Annotated in this window: 13 protein-coding genes; 3 read left to right on the top strand and 10 right to left on the bottom strand. The window is 42.3% G+C overall.

The window, feature by feature from the left end; all coding sequences use genetic code 11:
* Positions 1 to 3: 3 nt before the first annotated feature.
* The 3 genes from OQX61_RS03965 to OQX61_RS03975 all read right to left on the bottom strand — a co-directional run bounded on the left by OQX61_RS03965 (position 4) and on the right by OQX61_RS03975 (position 3,070).
* Positions 4 to 657 carry a TetR family transcriptional regulator C-terminal domain-containing protein gene (locus OQX61_RS03965; protein WP_265840383.1) on the bottom strand — a complete coding sequence of 218 codons (654 nt, stop codon included), beginning with the start codon at positions 655 to 657 and terminating at the stop codon, positions 4 to 6.
* 203 nt (positions 658 to 860) lie between these two features.
* Positions 861 to 2,513 (bottom strand): urocanate hydratase, encoded by a 1,653-nt coding sequence (gene hutU, locus OQX61_RS03970; protein ID WP_265840384.1) that lies wholly within the window; start codon positions 2,511 to 2,513, stop codon positions 861 to 863.
* 374 nt (positions 2,514 to 2,887) lie between these two features.
* Positions 2,888 to 3,070: a hypothetical protein gene (locus OQX61_RS03975; protein ID WP_265840385.1), complete on the bottom strand. Its 183-nt coding sequence runs from the start codon at positions 3,068 to 3,070 to the stop codon at positions 2,888 to 2,890.
* A 285-nt stretch (positions 3,071 to 3,355) separates the two neighbouring features.
* On the opposite strand from OQX61_RS03975, the gene OQX61_RS03980 reads away from it, so the two are divergent.
* The gene (locus OQX61_RS03980) at positions 3,356 to 5,656 is read left to right on the top strand and encodes a TonB-dependent receptor (RefSeq protein ID WP_265840386.1); all 2,301 of its coding nucleotides are present in this window, start codon (positions 3,356 to 3,358) and stop codon (positions 5,654 to 5,656) included.
* Positions 5,657 to 5,776: 120 nt separating this feature from the next.
* On the opposite strand, the gene hutH is transcribed toward OQX61_RS03980, so the two are convergent.
* Positions 5,777 to 7,285, bottom strand: a complete 1,509-nt coding sequence (gene hutH / locus OQX61_RS03985; protein WP_265840387.1) for a histidine ammonia-lyase — start codon at positions 7,283 to 7,285, stop codon at positions 5,777 to 5,779.
* 84 nt (positions 7,286 to 7,369) lie between these two features.
* On the opposite strand from hutH, the gene OQX61_RS03990 reads away from it, so the two are divergent.
* Positions 7,370 to 8,359: an alpha/beta hydrolase gene (locus OQX61_RS03990; RefSeq protein WP_265840388.1), complete on the top strand. Its 990-nt coding sequence runs from the start codon at positions 7,370 to 7,372 to the stop codon at positions 8,357 to 8,359.
* Here the strand turns inward: OQX61_RS03990 and OQX61_RS03995 are convergent.
* Both OQX61_RS03995 and OQX61_RS04000 read right to left on the bottom strand, forming a co-directional pair.
* On the bottom strand, positions 8,354 to 9,133 hold the full coding sequence (locus tag OQX61_RS03995) for a M90 family metallopeptidase (RefSeq protein WP_265840389.1): 780 nt from the start codon (positions 9,131 to 9,133) through the stop codon (positions 8,354 to 8,356). The two genes, OQX61_RS03990 and OQX61_RS03995, sit on opposite strands and share 6 nt — an antisense overlap.
* A gap of 3 nt (positions 9,134 to 9,136) precedes the next feature.
* Complete coding sequence (locus tag OQX61_RS04000; protein WP_265840390.1) at positions 9,137 to 10,150, bottom strand: Gfo/Idh/MocA family oxidoreductase; 1,014 nt, start codon at positions 10,148 to 10,150, stop codon at positions 9,137 to 9,139.
* A gap of 205 nt (positions 10,151 to 10,355) precedes the next feature.
* On the opposite strand from OQX61_RS04000, the gene OQX61_RS04005 reads away from it, so the two are divergent.
* Positions 10,356 to 10,724: a hypothetical protein gene (locus OQX61_RS04005; RefSeq protein ID WP_265840391.1), complete on the top strand. Its 369-nt coding sequence runs from the start codon at positions 10,356 to 10,358 to the stop codon at positions 10,722 to 10,724.
* Between the two features lie 76 nt (positions 10,725 to 10,800).
* Here OQX61_RS04005 and OQX61_RS04010 read toward each other — a convergent pair whose 3' ends face one another.
* The 4 genes from OQX61_RS04010 to OQX61_RS04025 form a co-directional block, all read right to left on the bottom strand.
* Positions 10,801 to 11,481 (bottom strand): OmpA family protein, encoded by a 681-nt coding sequence (locus tag OQX61_RS04010; RefSeq protein ID WP_265840392.1) that lies wholly within the window; start codon positions 11,479 to 11,481, stop codon positions 10,801 to 10,803.
* Positions 11,482 to 11,663: 182 nt separating this feature from the next.
* Positions 11,664 to 12,362: an ABC transporter ATP-binding protein gene (locus OQX61_RS04015; RefSeq protein ID WP_265840393.1), complete on the bottom strand. Its 699-nt coding sequence runs from the start codon at positions 12,360 to 12,362 to the stop codon at positions 11,664 to 11,666.
* Positions 12,359 to 13,837, bottom strand: a complete 1,479-nt coding sequence (locus OQX61_RS04020) for a DUF5687 family protein (RefSeq protein ID WP_265840394.1) — start codon at positions 13,835 to 13,837, stop codon at positions 12,359 to 12,361. Before OQX61_RS04020 ends, OQX61_RS04015 begins: the two co-directional genes overlap by 4 nt.
* Positions 13,838 to 13,839: 2 nt before the next feature.
* Entirely contained in the window at positions 13,840 to 15,120 is a 1,281-nt protein-coding gene (locus OQX61_RS04025; RefSeq protein WP_265840395.1) for a replication-associated recombination protein A, read from the bottom strand.
* Positions 15,121 to 15,486 lie beyond the last annotated feature (366 nt).

A 15,486-nucleotide genomic window follows, 5' to 3' on the forward strand; every position in this document is an offset into this window, starting at 1 on the left:
ATTTTATAGTCCCATCTTTTCTTTAAAGTTTCCGTTTCTGGAAAGGAATTTTCCGTATTCCAGGAGGTTATCCAGCGGAGAGCGCTCAAAAAGGTCGAATGTTACATTTACGCCTTTTTCAATTACTTCATCAGTTTTTTCAAACCCGGCACTGTCATCAGTGGTCCAGAAGTTCACGATAAAACCAAATTGTACCCAAACGGCATCTTTATAGCGCTTGCTTAAGAATTTTCGGTTGGCCAATTCACCACTTTCCAATCCTTCATTGATCACCCCTTCTGCGAAATTCTCAAAAATCGACCTTACGCCAGATAAAACTTCTGGTGTACCGAACTTATGCTGATGTTTTTTTAAGCTATAGATGATGAAACTCCGGTGTTTTTTTAAAACTTCTACATAGCTGTAAAAGAAAGAAAGGATTTTCTCTCTTGAAGAGTACTGGCTCCAAACTTCCTGCGCTTCAATCGCATGGATCGTTTCGAGGGTAAGTTCTACCCAGAGGTTCTTTTCAATACTATCAAAAGAGGGGTAGAAGTCATAAAAATCAGTCTCCGCAATTTTTAGTTTCTTAACGAAGCTATATACTGATGCTGGTTGTTCACCGTTGAGAAGTACATAATCAATGTACCCGTTTTTGATTTGCTGAGCAGTTGCCATTTCTTTTTATTTAATAAACGTTAAAGCGGTCTGCTTAGTTTCGCAGACCGCTCAATTTAGCTTATTATTCCATCACGGTTTTGTAATAAAAACGCAGGGCGCTTATTCAAAAGGCAAGGTGATTGATGAAAATGCACAGCGATTAAAAGAAATACCGGAGTATTCAAAGAATCGCAAATGAATTCAGGAAAACGCCATATGGATTATAAACCAAGGCGGTGTTTTCTTAAAGTATCTTTTGCTAGGTCATAACCTGCATCTGCATGTCTGATTACACCCATAGCCGGATCATTATGTAATACGCGTTTGATTCTGATGGCGGCATCTTCGGTTCCATCTGCAACGATGACCATACCGGCATGGATAGAATATCCGATACCCACGCCCCCACCATGGTGTAACGATACCCAACTGGCACCACCCGCAGTATTGATCAGCGCATTCAGGATCGGCCAGTCGGCAACAGCATCAGAACCATCCAGCATTGCTTCCGTTTCCCGGTTTGGAGAAGCCACAGAACCAGTGTCTAAATGGTCTCTGCCAATTACCAAAGGCGCTTTTACCCTGCCCTCAGCCACCAGCTTGTTAAATGCCAGTCCGGCTTTCTCTCTTTCTCCCTGTCCGAGCCAGCAAATTCTTGCCGGTAGTCCCTGGAAAGCAATACGTTCCTGTGCCATGGTAATCCATTGTTTCAGACTCTCATTCTCCGGGAAAAGCTCCAGAATTACTTTATCTGTTTCATAAATATCCTGTGGATCACCACTCAGTGCTGCCCATCGGAAAGGACCTTTTCCTTCGCAAAATAGCGGACGGATATAGGCAGGAACAAATCCGGGAAAGTCGAATGCATTTTCTACGCCGGCCTCCAATGCCCTTCCGCGCAGGTTATTCCCATAATCAAAAGTGATAGCACCGCGATCCTGGAGTATCAACATCTGACGAACATGCTTCGCCATCGTCTCATAGCTCTTTTTAACATAGGTCTCCGGATCTGCTTTGCGCAGATCATTCGCTTCTGCTACGGTTAAGCCTTCCGGAAAATAACCGATCAAAGGATCATGTGCAGAAGTCTGATCCGTCAGTGTATCCGGTGTGATGTTGCGGTCGATCAGGCGTTGAAGTAATTCTACAGCATTGCAAACTACACCAATCGACAATGCTTTTCCGTCTTTTTTATATTGTAAGGCTTTGTCAATAGCCGTATCGATATCATGTTCAATTTCGTCGATGTAACGTGTTTCAAGACGTTTTTGAATGCGCCATTCTTCTACATCTGCAGCCAGACAAACCCCCTGATTCATGGTGATGGCTAAAGGTTGCGCGCCACCCATACCACCCAATCCGGCAGTAACGTTTAGCGTCCCTTTCAGGTTGCTGTTGAAATGTTTTCGGGCCAATGCCGAGTAAGTTTCATACGTTCCCTGAACGATTCCCTGCGAGCCGATATAAATCCAGGACCCTGCGGTCATCTGTCCATACATCATGAGGCCTTTATCTTCCAGCTCATCAAAATGTTTTTGCGTAGCCCATTTTGGGACCAGTTGCGAGTTCGAAATCAAGACCCTTGGGGCATCTTTATGCGTAGGTAAGATACCTACAGGTTTCCCCGATTGGATCAATAAAGTCTCCGTATCTTCTAAATTCTGAAGCGCTTTAATGATTAATGCCAAAGCTTCCTTATTTCTGGCAGCTTTTCCACGTCCTCCATAAACGATCAGCTCTTCCGGCCGCTCAGCTACGTCAGGGTCAAGGTTGTTCAGTAGCATCCGTAATGCAGCTTCCTGTACCCATCCTTTACAAGTCAATGTATTTCCGGTTGGGGTTTGTCTTTTACTTAAATCTAAACTTAAATCCATTATGCGGTCATGTAAGGGCAATGTTATAAAACAAATGTATGTAATTATGTGAGATTGCGTATTTTAGCAGTCGAATTTGAAACAGCGCCGGCAACATATCCATAGAATTTTATCCATAGCATTGCTTTGGGTATTTGCGATAGCTTTGACGCCGTTTAGTGCCTTCCACCACCATGAGGAAGAAGTGCTTTGCCAGAACGAAAAAATATGTACCCATAAATTACACATTGGGAGTCATGTAGAAACCTGCCTGGTTTGTGCCGCACATTTCGAAAAAAACTACCTTCAGGAACAGACTCAATTTCAGGTTTACCTGGAAACTATTCCTGTTATCAAGCATTACGCTTTATTAACTGGTTCCTATACCGAACTCATTAGTACCTCACTTCGGGGTCCTCCAGCCACCTGATCTTTTTATTTTCCTTCGGGATATCAAATACGTTGTCAACTATAAGGATTGGCCATGCGCTTATACTGGATTTTTCAGGGATTTCTGCTGTTTTTAACTGTAGCTCTGCTGCGGCATAATTATCGTCTGAGCGTCTTGATGTATTCATGTATATCCTTTAAAGGTTCTAATGGCTGATGCCGCTCCTAAAACGGTGCCTTTTATAGGTGTTTTGGACTGATGTCACTGTTGTGTTAACCTTTAAATTGCTAAATCTAAACGTAAATAAGGATGCAGCCGGTTATAGGCGGGAACCCGTATTTTGATCCTGTTAGGGCGGCTGATCCTGGCTCAATTACTCAATTTGTCATTTATAAAACTGGCTTCGGCCAATATGATGCTGTGCGCAACAAAATACAATTAACACCGCAAAGCATTCCTACACACAAAACACATGAAAAAGATACATCTGGTATTAATGGTCTTATTATATACCTTTTTTTCGGCCCCTGCATTTGCTGCCGGACTGGCAGAATTTAAAGGTAAAGTTACCGATGCCGACAATCAGGAGCCACTGGTTGGTGCAACGGTTTACATCAGCGACTTAAAAGCGGTTACCAGCACCAATGCAAATGGAGAATTTGTCTTAAAGAACATCCCTGCAAAAGGGCGATTCCTGTTGGAAGTTCGCTTTGTGGGCTATAAAACCTATTCACAAATCGTAGACCTGAGTTCGGTTAACAAGCTAAACATCGCTATGGCATCTTCTGCTATAGAAAGCGAGGAAGTGGTAATTACCGGATCCCCCTTTAGTGCAAACAACAAAACCAATAGTTTATCGGTAGTTACCATAGGGAAAGACAAACTGGCACAGGCTGGCGGGACTAACCTGGTAGATGCCATTGCTAAGGTTCCGGGGATATCTCAGGTCAGCACTGGCGGTGCGATTTCTAAACCGACTATCCGCGGACTAGGCTACAACCGCGTTTTGACCATGGTAGATGGTGCAAGGGAAGAAGCGCAACAATGGGGCGATGAGCACGGAATTGAAGTAGATCAGTTCTCTGCCGCAAGAGTAGAAATCTTAAAAGGCCCTGCAAGTTTACTTTATGGCTCTGATGCTTTAGGTGGTGTGATCAATATTATCGATGATCTTGTACCTCCTCCGGGTTCTTTTAACGGGAATTTCACGACTTCTTATGCCACAAATAACGGATTAACAGCTTCCTCATTAATGCTTCAGGGCAATGACAATGGCTTTGTATACCGCGGTCGCGCTTCCTATAAAAACGCGTATGGCTTTGCATACAAAGATGCGGTAGTGCCTAACTCTGGTTTCAACGAGTTCAATTTAAACGGAATGATAGGTTTAAATAAGAGCTGGGGATATTCTCACCTGACTTTCTCCCGCTTTCATACCAATATCGGTTTAGTAGAACATGGACCTAATGAGCAAGGCGAATATGTAAATGAAGAAGGTGAAGTAATCACTAAAGCCGAAGCACAGGAACGCAGAATCGGATTGCCATTTCAGAACATTAACCATTATCGTGCAGCATTAAACAGTAATTTTATTCTTGGAACCGGACAGTTGAAAACAACTTTTGCTTTTCAACGCAATATGAGGAAGGAATTTGAAGAAAGTACGACCGAACCAGGGCTGAATTTAAACCTGAATTCTTATACCTATGATGTGAAATACTATCTCCCGAATGCGGGGAAATGGGAGCCGGCAATTGGTGTTCAGGGCATGTACCAGAACAACGTAAATAAAGGTGATGAGTTCCTGATCCCTGATTATAACAGCAATAACATTGGTGCTTTTGTATACCTGAAACGTAATTTTGAAAAAGGAGCCTTTAATATTGGTGCCCGTTACGATTACAAAAAGGTAAACGGAAAAGGATTAGCAGTAGATGGAGAACCGCTATTCACCGCTTTCGACAATCAGTTCTCCAATGTTTCCGGATCAGTAGGTTTTGCTTATGAAGTGGCTAAAAACCTGGTGTTAAAAGGAAATGCCGGATCAGGATTCCGCGCACCAAATATTGCTGAACTGGCTGCCAATGGCCGCCATGAAGGAACATTCAGGTATGAGATCGGAAACTCAAACCTAAAACAGGAAACCAGTTTGCAATTTGACCTTGGCCTGGAATACACGGCTAATTCGGTGACTTTCGGACTAAACGCCTACGCCAACCGCATCTATAACTACATCTATGCCGGAAACTTTAACAATGAAACTAAAGGTGTCAGCGATGATGCAGGTATGTCAGAAACCTTACCTGTTTACCGTTTTGTGCAGACCAATGCCGATCTGATTGGCGGAGAAGCATCAATGGATTTCCACCTCATCAAATCACTGCATTTTGAAAACTCCTTTGCCTATGTAAAAGGAACCAACCGTGCCGATGATCAGCCATTGCCTTTCATACCGGCAGCATCGATCAACAACGAATTGCGTTTTGAACCAAATATAAAAGGATTGGCCGGGACGTATGTGAAAGTCGGCTTAACCAATGTATTGAAACAAGCGCGTTTTGATAGTTTTGAAACTCAAACCGATGGCTATACGCTATTAGATGCTGGAATCGGAACTACGATCAATACCAAAAAGGGCAAATTAAACCTTTGGGTGACCGGACAAAACCTATTGGATAAGAAATATTTTAATCACCTGAGCAGATACAAAATGGAAGGGATTTACAATACCGGGCGTAATGTAACATTCGGTATCAGTGTACCTTTCTTATAAGCGTAATGGATATGGCAATCAATGCCTGAAGCCACCAGAAAACAGATTGTGAGCAGGGTTAATTGCTATAAAACAAAAGAGAAGTATCATTCCATGATCTTCTCTTTTGTTTGTCGATTATTAAATCAATTCTGTTTTCATCAGCCCTTCTTTTGTTCGCAAAAATACCACCGAAGCGGCGATATCAACCGCAAGCAAACGATCTGCTTCATTAAAAGAAACAAAGCCCCTGTAATCCGAAACCAGGTCTTCTATTGCCTCAGAAGAGCGCAATGGCTTCCTCAGGTCTAAGGCCTGTGCTGCTGTCAATAGCTCTATCGCTAAAATCCTTTCCAGATTATTCACTACACGTAAACACTTCGTTGCAGCATTTGCGCCCATGCTCACATGGTCTTCCTGACCGTTACTGGAAACAATACTATCTACCGAAGCCGGCGTACATAACTGCTTGTTTTCACTGGCAATCGAAGCTGCGGTATACTGGGTAATCATCAACCCGGAGTTCAATCCTGCATTTTTCACCAGGAATGGTGGCAAGCCCCTTTGTCCGGAAATCAATTGAAAAGTCCTTCTTTCCGAGATAGAGCCCAACTCAGCAAGGGCAATACAAAGGAAATCCAGCGTTAAAGCCAGTGGCTGACCATGAAAATTTCCCGCAGAAATAATGCGGTCCTCCTCAGGGAAAACATTGGGATTATCAGTCACGGAATTGATCTCCGTTTCAAATACCGAGCGGATATAATTGATACTATCCTTACTTGCCCCATGCACCTGAGGCACACAGCGGAAAGAATAAGGATCCTGCGTTTGTTTACCTGGTCTGCTGATCAGTTCGCTTCCGGAAAGCCATTTGGAAATGCTTGCGGCAGTATGAACCTGTCCGGCATGAGGTCTGATGATGTGGCTAAAAGTCTCAAAAGGATCGATTCTGCAATCAAAACCATCGATAGACATAGCGGCAATGGCATCTGCCCAATTCATCAGACTTTGGGATTTTAACAAGCAAAATACCCCGTAAGCACTCATAAACTGAGTCCCGTTGATCAAAGCCAGACCTTCTTTCGACTGCAGTTTTAAAGGTTCCCAGCCTAATTTATCATAGAGCCCCGAAACCGCTATTTTCTCTCCCTGATACCAAACTATGCCTTCGCCGATTAGTGGCAAGGCCAGATGTGCGAGGGGGGCAAGATCACCGGAAGCTCCTAAAGAACCCTGGGTGTAAATCACAGGTAAAATATCATGATTGTAAAAGTCGAGTAGTCTTGAAACCGTAGCTAAGGCTATGGCAGAATGACCATAGCTTAAAGACTGGATCTTTAAAAGCAACATCAACTTAACGATCTCCGGAGCTACCTCCTCACCAGTTCCGCAGGCATGGGATAGCAAAAGGTTATGTTGTAACTGAGAAAGTTTTTCAGATTCAATCTCTACGTTTTGCAAATAGCCAAAGCCGGTATTTATCCCATAAACAGGCCCTTCATGAAGGGCTAACTTGTCGTCCAGATAGCTTCTGCATTTTTCTATTTTTGCAATGGCTGCATCGGATAATTCTAGCAAAGTTTTTTCGGCGATGATCCCGGAAATCTGATCCATAGTTAACCGCTCCAAACCTATTTGGTGACTGCTCATACATTTTATATTTCCCCAAAAATATAAATAATGCTTAAGTTTAGAACTTTCAGTTCCTATTATTGTTTTTCCTAAAATCATTTTATGTTTTATAAGAAAGTTGCCCTTTACTTCTGCTTACTTTTCAGTGCCACAGCGAGTTTGGCCCAACAGGCAGATACCCTCTCTATCACCTTAGAAAACGTTAAATACCCGTATCCGGTCAAGTATTTCCCCATTCATTCCGAGGGACAGAATTTAAATATGGCCTATATGGATGTGGCTCCCCAGGGCAAAGCCAATGGCAGAACAGTAGTATTGTTACACGGTAAAAATTTTGGTGGATACTATTGGGGAAGCACGATAAAAGCATTGAGCGACCGCGGGTTTAGGGTAGTCGTGCCGGATCAGATCGGCTTTGGCAGATCTTCCAAACCATTTATTCATTACAGTTTCCAGCAGCTGTCACGCTGGACTAAACAACTGCTGGATACCTTAGGTATCCAAAAAGCAAATATTCTGGGTCACTCGATGGGAGGGATGCTGGCTACGCGTTTTGCATTGATGTATCCTGAAAATACCGAAAAGCTATTACTGGAAAACCCGATTGGCTTAGAAGATTACCGCAGTTTCATTCCATATGTGAGCACTGATCAGCAATACCAGTCAGAATTAAAAGCAACCGCAGAAAGTGTTAAAAAATATTATCAAAGCTCCTACTTCACCGTTTGGAAGCCAGAATATGATGAATTGGTTCGCATTGCGGGAGGCATGACAAAAAGTGCAGATTTCCCAAGACTGGCCAGAGTTAATGCCATGACTTATACCATGATTTACGAACAACCGGTAGTACACGAATTTATTAACGTACGTGTTCCTACGGTCTTGTTTATTGGAAAAGAGGACAAAACTATTGTTGGAAAAGGCTTGTTAAGTCCGGATCAACAGGCTTTACATGGACAATATCGGTTTTTAGGCAAGCAGACTGCTGCTAAAATACCAGGTGCAAAGATCGTGGAGTTCGAAGGCTGTGGGCACATTCCACATATAGAAGTACCCACAGAATTCAATGTTGCAATATTGGGCAGTCTATAAAGGCTTGCCCGCCAGGTCCTGCGAAAATATCTCCGATAAGCTTTCATAAAGCTCCGGGTGTTTCGACTTAAACTGATCTGGCTTTTCAAAGAAATATTCAGATACTACCGCAAAAAATTCTGCCTCGTTGGTGATGGCATAAGGGTTAATGTCTGATTTTCCTTTTTCAATTCTTTTCATTTCCTCATGGATCATCCTTACCCATGGCATGACATACTCATGCCTCATCAGGTTTTCAGGAATACCATCGGTAGCGCCGTCTGACTTGTCCAGCAAGTGTACAAATTCATGAATGGCCGTGTTCTCTTTATCCGTAGCATTGGAAAATCCTTTGACCAACGCAGCTCTGGATAAGATCATTTGCCCGTTCATATAACCAGAACCGACCATCCCTAAGATATTCCGCTGACCGCCTTCATATTGGAAATCCTCGTTAAAAGTATCCGGATATAAGAGCACATTGGTCAGGTTGCGGTAACGCCAGTCCTCAAAACCAAACACAGGAATCACTGCACTCGAAGCAATCAATAACTTGTCAAGTACAGTCACCGGAGTGCCTACGCCTTCAATTTTTACCTCCGCCAGAAACGCAGAAATACGTTGCTCAAACCGCAAACGGTCTTCTACAGTGAGGTGTTGGTAATAAACCACATGCTGGAAAAGCATCTGTTTATCTTCTTCGCTTAAAGTCACATAATTGCGGTGACTGTCTTTTCTAAAGATAAAATAGATGACCAGCAGCAAAATCGGGATCAGGATGAAAAATGCCTGCATGGGTTAAGCCTCCAATATTTCCAGTTGTGTAAGTACTTGTTCTTCTGTTACAGGGTAGGCTATGTCGTTTACGATCGTCTGATAAACCGATTCAAAAAGTGGCAGATAACTTCCTTGTAAAGCAGGAATGTTATGCGTAGTTTTTACACCAGCTTCATCCAGTAAATACAGTTTTCCTTCCGTTCCCGGTGCTTCAATACCATAGGCAATGTCATTAACCTTCATCCCTGCCAGTAATTGTGCTTCCTGTGCATCCGCTCTAACCTTATGCAGAGAACCATTTGTTCCGTTGATCACGAATGCAGGTAAAGATTCTACCACCATCATATTAGAATGAACAAACACATTGACACTGTTTGGATAACTCAGGTGAATAGAGAAATAATCGTCTACCCGGGTATTTACGCGGTTTTTACCCAGTATCTTATGAAAAGCATCAGGCTTACCGAAAATACTTAAAGCCTGATCCAGTAAATGAGGACCAAGATCATACATCAGACCGGCGGCGGCAATCGGGTCTTCTTTAAAGCTTTTTACGCCAATCGTAGAACGATACCGGTCGTAGCGGAAATGCACTTCACTCAATTTTCCTAATTTGCCACTTTCGATGACCTCACGAACTGCTCTGAAATCACTGTCCCATCTTCTGTTTTGATAGAAAAGAACCTTCCTGTTTAGCGTTGCTGCCAGCGCAAGGATTTCTTTCGCTTCTTCAACAGTAGCTGTAAAAGGCTTTTCTACCAGAATATGTTTCCCTGCCTGTAATGCTTTTTTAGCATAATCATAGTGGGTATTGTTTGGCGTATTGATGATGATCAGTTCAATCTGATCATCGGCCAGTAAATCTTCAATCGTATTATAGCTGATGATTTCCGGATAATCTGTTGCCGCATTTTTCTGATTTCGCTCGGTTACTGCACGTAGCGTAAAGCCGGGGTGTGCCTCCACAAAAGGGGCATGAAATACTTTGCCAGACATTCCATAGGCCATCAGACCTGTAATTATTTTTTTTTCCATAGATATGTAATTGTTTTTCAATGGTTATGGAGCTATCATCAACAAATTTATTGCTGTTTTTAAGCGGTATGCTCATGATGGTTCCATAGGTATATAATCTCTTTTTAAACTAATCAGCTGATATAGGCTAAAATAGTAAAACCAAGAGCTAAACCCTTAATTTTATTGTAATAAAGCACAACTGCTTAATTTGTATCTTTGGCATATGAAACCTGCAGAAATACACGCGAAATGGAAAGTTTTGCAACAAAAGATAGCTCAGGAGTTTGATTCTGATGTACCCGATTTAAAGGTAATGCTGTTTTTAATCGGTGTGCAGGAGTTAGGCAAAGGACCTGGCAAGTACAGTAAAAGACAAAAGGAAGAGTTAATGCATATTGCAACCTGCCGTTTGTTGAGTGAAATGGGCTTTTATGAACTGGAAGGATTAGACCAGGATGGATGGCCGCATTGGAAACTCCTGAAACCCGTTCCTTCATTTGCAATGATGGAGCAGGAGTTGTTACTAAAGTCCCTGACGGTATCTTATTTTGAAGATATCTACGGTACTCCGGAACAACAAGAAGCTGAATAAAAAAATCTGATCACATAAAAAAACCCGAAGTACATAGTACGACGGGTTTTTTATTTATAGGTAGATGTAGATGTTCTTATTTGCCTTGTTGTGTAGCTTGTTGTTTCAATTGATCATTGGCAACAATTACCACTTCAACTCTACGGTTAGCAGCTCTTCCAGCCTCAGTGCTGTTGTCAGCAATTGGCTCAGACATACCTTTTCCGATAGTGATTAAACGTGATGACGGAACACCTTGAGACACTGCATAAGCTTTAACAGCTGCGGCTCTTCTCTCAGAAAGACTCATGTTATAAGCTTCTTTTCCGATGTTATCAGTATGGCCAATTACTTTAATGTCCGTTCCAGGATATTTAGTAAGAGAAGCCGCTAATGATTGTACGTTAGTTTTAGCAGCAGGAGTTAAGTCAGATTTGTCGAATCCAAAAAGGATACCACTATCAAACTTCACAATAATACCTTCACCTTCACGGATTACTTCAGCATTAGGGATTGCATTTTGAATCTCTGCCGCTTGTTTGTCCATTCTTTTTCCAATAAATCCACCTGCAGTACCACCAACAGCAGCACCAATGATAGCCCCAACAGCAGTATTACCCGCTTTTTTTCCGATAAGAGCACCTAGAACACCACCTGCGGTAGCACCAATACCTGCGCCTTTTTGTGTTTTAGTTAAGCTATCACAGCCCTGGAATGTCATTGCACCCATTGCTAACGCGATACTAAATGCTGCTATTTTAAATTTTGAAGTAACCATAGTTTTATAATTTATTTTACTCAGAGCGTTAATCAAACGGAATGCCAACTTTCGTGTTTTGTAAAATTATTGTGTCATAGGAATAATTTAACAGCTAAATGTCATCAAAAACCGAAGCGAAGGAGTTGATTCTGGTTAAAAAGGGGATGACTACTGACTATAATTCTGTACAATGGCAGGTATTACTCTGCAAAATAAGCTTCCAATTCGCTTAATGTATTTTCTGTTTTTCGTATATCTTTAATAACCAGACCTTTTTCCATTAAAATTATCCTGTCACATACGTCAGTGACATGGTTTAAATCATGACTGGAAATCAGAGTAGACATCTTGCGTTCTGCTTTCAGGGAACGGATCAGCGTTTTCAAGCGGATCTGTGTAGTCGGGTCAAGATTGGCAAAAGGCTCATCTAGAATTAACAACTCCGGATTTTGCATCAAGGCAGCGGCAATACCTATCTTATTTTGATTTCCTTTAGAGAAGTCCCTGATATACTTGCCTTTCTTCATAATTTCCCCGTTAAAGAAATCCTCGAATTGTAGCAGGAAATCGGTTACATCGGCTGCGGTCATCTGATGAAGACCCGCGATAAACATAAAATATTCTTCTGCGGTGAGGTAATCAATCAGAAAACCTTCATCAAGGTAAGAAGCGGTATAATCTTTCCATCCGTCATGACGGTCCACCAATTCCCCTTTAGAGCGGATTTCTCCTTCGCTAGGGCGGATCAGGTCCAGTACCATTCTAAACATCGTGGTTTTTCCTGCACCATTGTTACCCACAATTCCCACAGTTTCCCCGGAATTGATCTCCAGGGATTCAATATGGACAACGGTTCTATCGCCGTAAATCTTTTTTAAGTTCGAAATTTCTAAAATCATGATTTTTCTCTAAAGCCTGCTGCAATTTTGTATTTTCTCTTATAAAACTCTTTAACTAAAAAATCTACCCAGAACCCACGGGTCAGGAAGGCGGCAAGGCCACACAATCCTAAGGCCAGCAGTCCCGGGTAAGGGTGGCCGCTCAGAGAAAAGGGTAGGAAAATCAGGAATGGGCATAAAAAATAAGGGATACCCAGTATCCACTGACTGGCACCTACACCCTGGTAATTGAAAGTGGCACTTTTACTAACGTCAATGGCTTTACAATTTCGTGTGGCAAAGAACAACACGATAATTGTTCCTATCCCGATATTATAAAAGTATGCGGCAAACTGAATCAATAATATTTTCCAGCTGATGAATCCATATAAACAGGTCAACAGCGTAATCAATGTGGAAAATAATGTGAATAACAGAAATTTCGCCCTGATAAAGTCTTTGATATCAATTTTATTAGCCATCAGGCCATCAAAATGTGCTGCCTGCCAGCCAAACATGAACTGTCCGTAGATACTAATGGTATTACCCGTCATGAACACCGCGGCAAAAACCATGAGGTTGAACTGGTCTTTATCTAAGGCCTCTTTTTTATAAAAAAGGAAGCCATAAAATAATAAGAGGGAACTCATGGTTACGGCAGAGCGACTTCTTTTATTCCTCAGGATGAGCTTAATTTCGAGCGCGACCAGGGTACCCACCTTACCAAAACGATCCAGGAAAGGATAGTCTGTACTGGCTTTTTCCACTTTATTACTACTCAGTTCCTCTACATATAGGTTACTTCGCAAATACCTGGAATTTGCAATAAACATCAGCACCGCTATAATGGTAAATCCTAAGGCGCTGAAAGGATGGTCGGCAACAAAGCTAAAGACCGTGTTTGAAATCGCGGCAATAGAAAACACTTTGAAGTACTCGAGTAATCCGAATCCAACGATAATCAACAATACAATCGGTACCAGTTTCAGGTTTTGGATGCTCAGTCGTTTGATATATAAAGCGGCATAATTGTTAAAGATCATCAGCGAAAAGATGGCGATCACATACATCACTGAGGCTAATGGGCCAGATATCTCTGATATTGCAGTTGCGCAAAATGGTAGCAATAAAAATAACGGCAATACATTAAATGCAGAAAACAACGCGCTTACATTTAAAAAGTTAACGATCTTCCTTTTTGGGATTTTCAAGTGTAAATAGGGAACAATGGCCAGGGTTGGCAAGTCCTGCAACTGTATCCGCATCATGAAATCAATTGCGAAATAGTAAAGAATGAAGCCATTGTAAACTTCAAAGACATCCTTTTTTGGGAAAACCTGCGCAATAAATCCTTCTAAACCTATGCCAAGGAAAAACGCGACCCCCAGCAGATATAAGACTATAAATCCGATGAGCAACTGCGTAGCAATTGTTCCACCTTTATTTTTTGAGCGCCAGAAGGCTTTCCATTGATGGTCCAGAAAGGTTGAAAGCATAGTTAATAATTGTATTTATTTTTCCAGTTTTGTCGTAATTTCTCCCTCAGCTTATCTTCCGCAGGATTCTTTCCAGGGTCATATAATTTTGTGCCGCTTAAGGTATCAGGGAAATACTCCTGTTCCGAAAAATTCCCTTCAAAGCCGTGTGCATATTCGTAATCTTTACCATATCCAATATTTTTCATCAGCTTGGTTGGCGCGTTGCGGATATGTAATGGGACTGGCAAATTTCCGGTTTGTTTCACCAAAGCCTGGGCTTTATTTATGGCCATATAAGCTGCATTGCTTTTTGCCGAAGAAGCCATATAGGTCACTGCCTGAGAAAGAATGATTCTCGATTCCGGAAAGCCAATTACATTGACCGCCTGAAAACAGTTGTTGGCCATTAAAAGTGCATTGGGATTGGCATTGCCGATATCTTCGGAAGCGAGGATCAATAACCTTCTGGCAATAAAAGAAGGATCTTCACCACCTTCAATCATTCTGGCCAGCCAATACACGGCGGCATTGGGATCACTGCCCCGGATACTTTTTATAAAAGCAGATATGATGTCATAATGCTGTTCACCTGCTTTATCGTATAAAGCCAGGTTCTGCTGCGCATGTTTTAAAACATTCTCATTGGTCAGCACAATCTTATCTCCACCGATGCCATTGATGGCGATTTCCAGCACGTTCAATAATTTACGGGCATCACCACCGGATAAGCGGATCAGGGCCTCATGTTCTTTGATCGTAATGTTTTTCTGTTTCAGCACCTTATCCTGTTTGATTGCAGTTTGCAATAAACCGGAAAGCTCTTCCTCGTCCAGGGATTTTAAAATATACACCTGTGAGCGGGAAAGTAAAGCGGAGATCACCTCAAAAGAAGGGTTTTCGGTGGTTGCACCGATTAAAGTGACCAGCCCCCTTTCTACGGCACCCAGTAAACTATCTTGTTGTGATTTGCTGAAACGGTGGATCTCATCGATAAAAAGAATCGGAAGACCCATGAAACTGTTTTGGAGCGCTGCGGCCCGGTCGATCACGTCCCTGATGTCTTTTACGCCGGAATTGATGGCGCTAAGGTTAAAAAAGGGACGGTCTAAGGTTTGAGATATAATGTAAGCAAGTGTAGTTTTCCCAACACCCGGCGGGCCCCAAAAAATCATTGATGGGAGTTGCCCGCTTTGAATGGCTTTACGCAATACGGCATCAGGACCTACTAAGTGCTGCTGACCCACATATTCATCCAGATTTTGAGGGCGCATACGCTCTGCTAAAGGAGGTAGGTTTTGCATAATCAGTAAATTTTATTCCTATTCTTTTGTCGGACTTGCAGTACCTGAATCAGGACTTGCAGTACCGGCCGCACTAGTTGATTTAGTTTTTACTCTTGTATTTGTTTTAGCTGAAGTTTCCTTAACAGGGTTATTTGCAGCAGAAGTGTTTGCGCTGGAAGGAATGCTTGAACCAGCAGTCGCTGTACCATTGCTTGCAGTAGTAGTAGCGCTGTTAGCAGTACCTGAAGTTTCTGAACCTCCTGTAGTAGCAGTACCTGGAGTTGCAGCAGCACTTTCTGAACCTCTTGCAGCACCTGTACCTGAACTTTTTCCTTTAGGTTTTTTGCCCCATACTTTACGTTGCTGTGGCTTTTTGCGGTCATA

The sequence above is a fragment of the Pedobacter sp. PLR genome (assembly GCF_026239675.1).
Taxonomy (GTDB): Bacteria; Bacteroidota; Bacteroidia; order Sphingobacteriales; family Sphingobacteriaceae; genus Pedobacter.

Coding starts and splice junctions, on each gene's coding strand:
- OQX61_RS04000 (WP_265840390.1), bottom strand. CDS start 10,150: ATGGAAAAAAAAATAATTACAGGTCTGATGGCCTATGGAATGTCTGGC.
- OQX61_RS03995 (WP_265840389.1), bottom strand. CDS start 9,133: ATGCAGGCATTTTTCATCCTGATCCCGATTTTGCTGCTGGTCATCTAT.
- OQX61_RS04005 (WP_265840391.1), top strand. CDS start 10,356: ATGAAACCTGCAGAAATACACGCGAAATGGAAAGTTTTGCAACAAAAG.
- hutH (WP_265840387.1), bottom strand. CDS start 7,285: ATGAGCAGTCACCAAATAGGTTTGGAGCGGTTAACTATGGATCAGATT.
- OQX61_RS04015 (WP_265840393.1), bottom strand. CDS start 12,362: ATGATTTTAGAAATTTCGAACTTAAAAAAGATTTACGGCGATAGAACC.
- OQX61_RS03975 (WP_265840385.1), bottom strand. CDS start 3,070: ATGAATACATCAAGACGCTCAGACGATAATTATGCCGCAGCAGAGCTA.
- OQX61_RS04025 (WP_265840395.1), bottom strand. CDS start 15,120: ATGCAAAACCTACCTCCTTTAGCAGAGCGTATGCGCCCTCAAAATCTG.
- OQX61_RS03965 (WP_265840383.1), bottom strand. CDS start 657: ATGGCAACTGCTCAGCAAATCAAAAACGGGTACATTGATTATGTACTT.
- OQX61_RS03990 (WP_265840388.1), top strand. CDS start 7,370: ATGTTTTATAAGAAAGTTGCCCTTTACTTCTGCTTACTTTTCAGTGCC.
- OQX61_RS04020 (WP_265840394.1), bottom strand. CDS start 13,837: ATGCTTTCAACCTTTCTGGACCATCAATGGAAAGCCTTCTGGCGCTCA.
- hutU (WP_265840384.1), bottom strand. CDS start 2,513: ATGGATTTAAGTTTAGATTTAAGTAAAAGACAAACCCCAACCGGAAAT.
- OQX61_RS04010 (WP_265840392.1), bottom strand. CDS start 11,481: ATGGTTACTTCAAAATTTAAAATAGCAGCATTTAGTATCGCGTTAGCA.
- OQX61_RS03980 (WP_265840386.1), top strand. CDS start 3,356: ATGAAAAAGATACATCTGGTATTAATGGTCTTATTATATACCTTTTTT.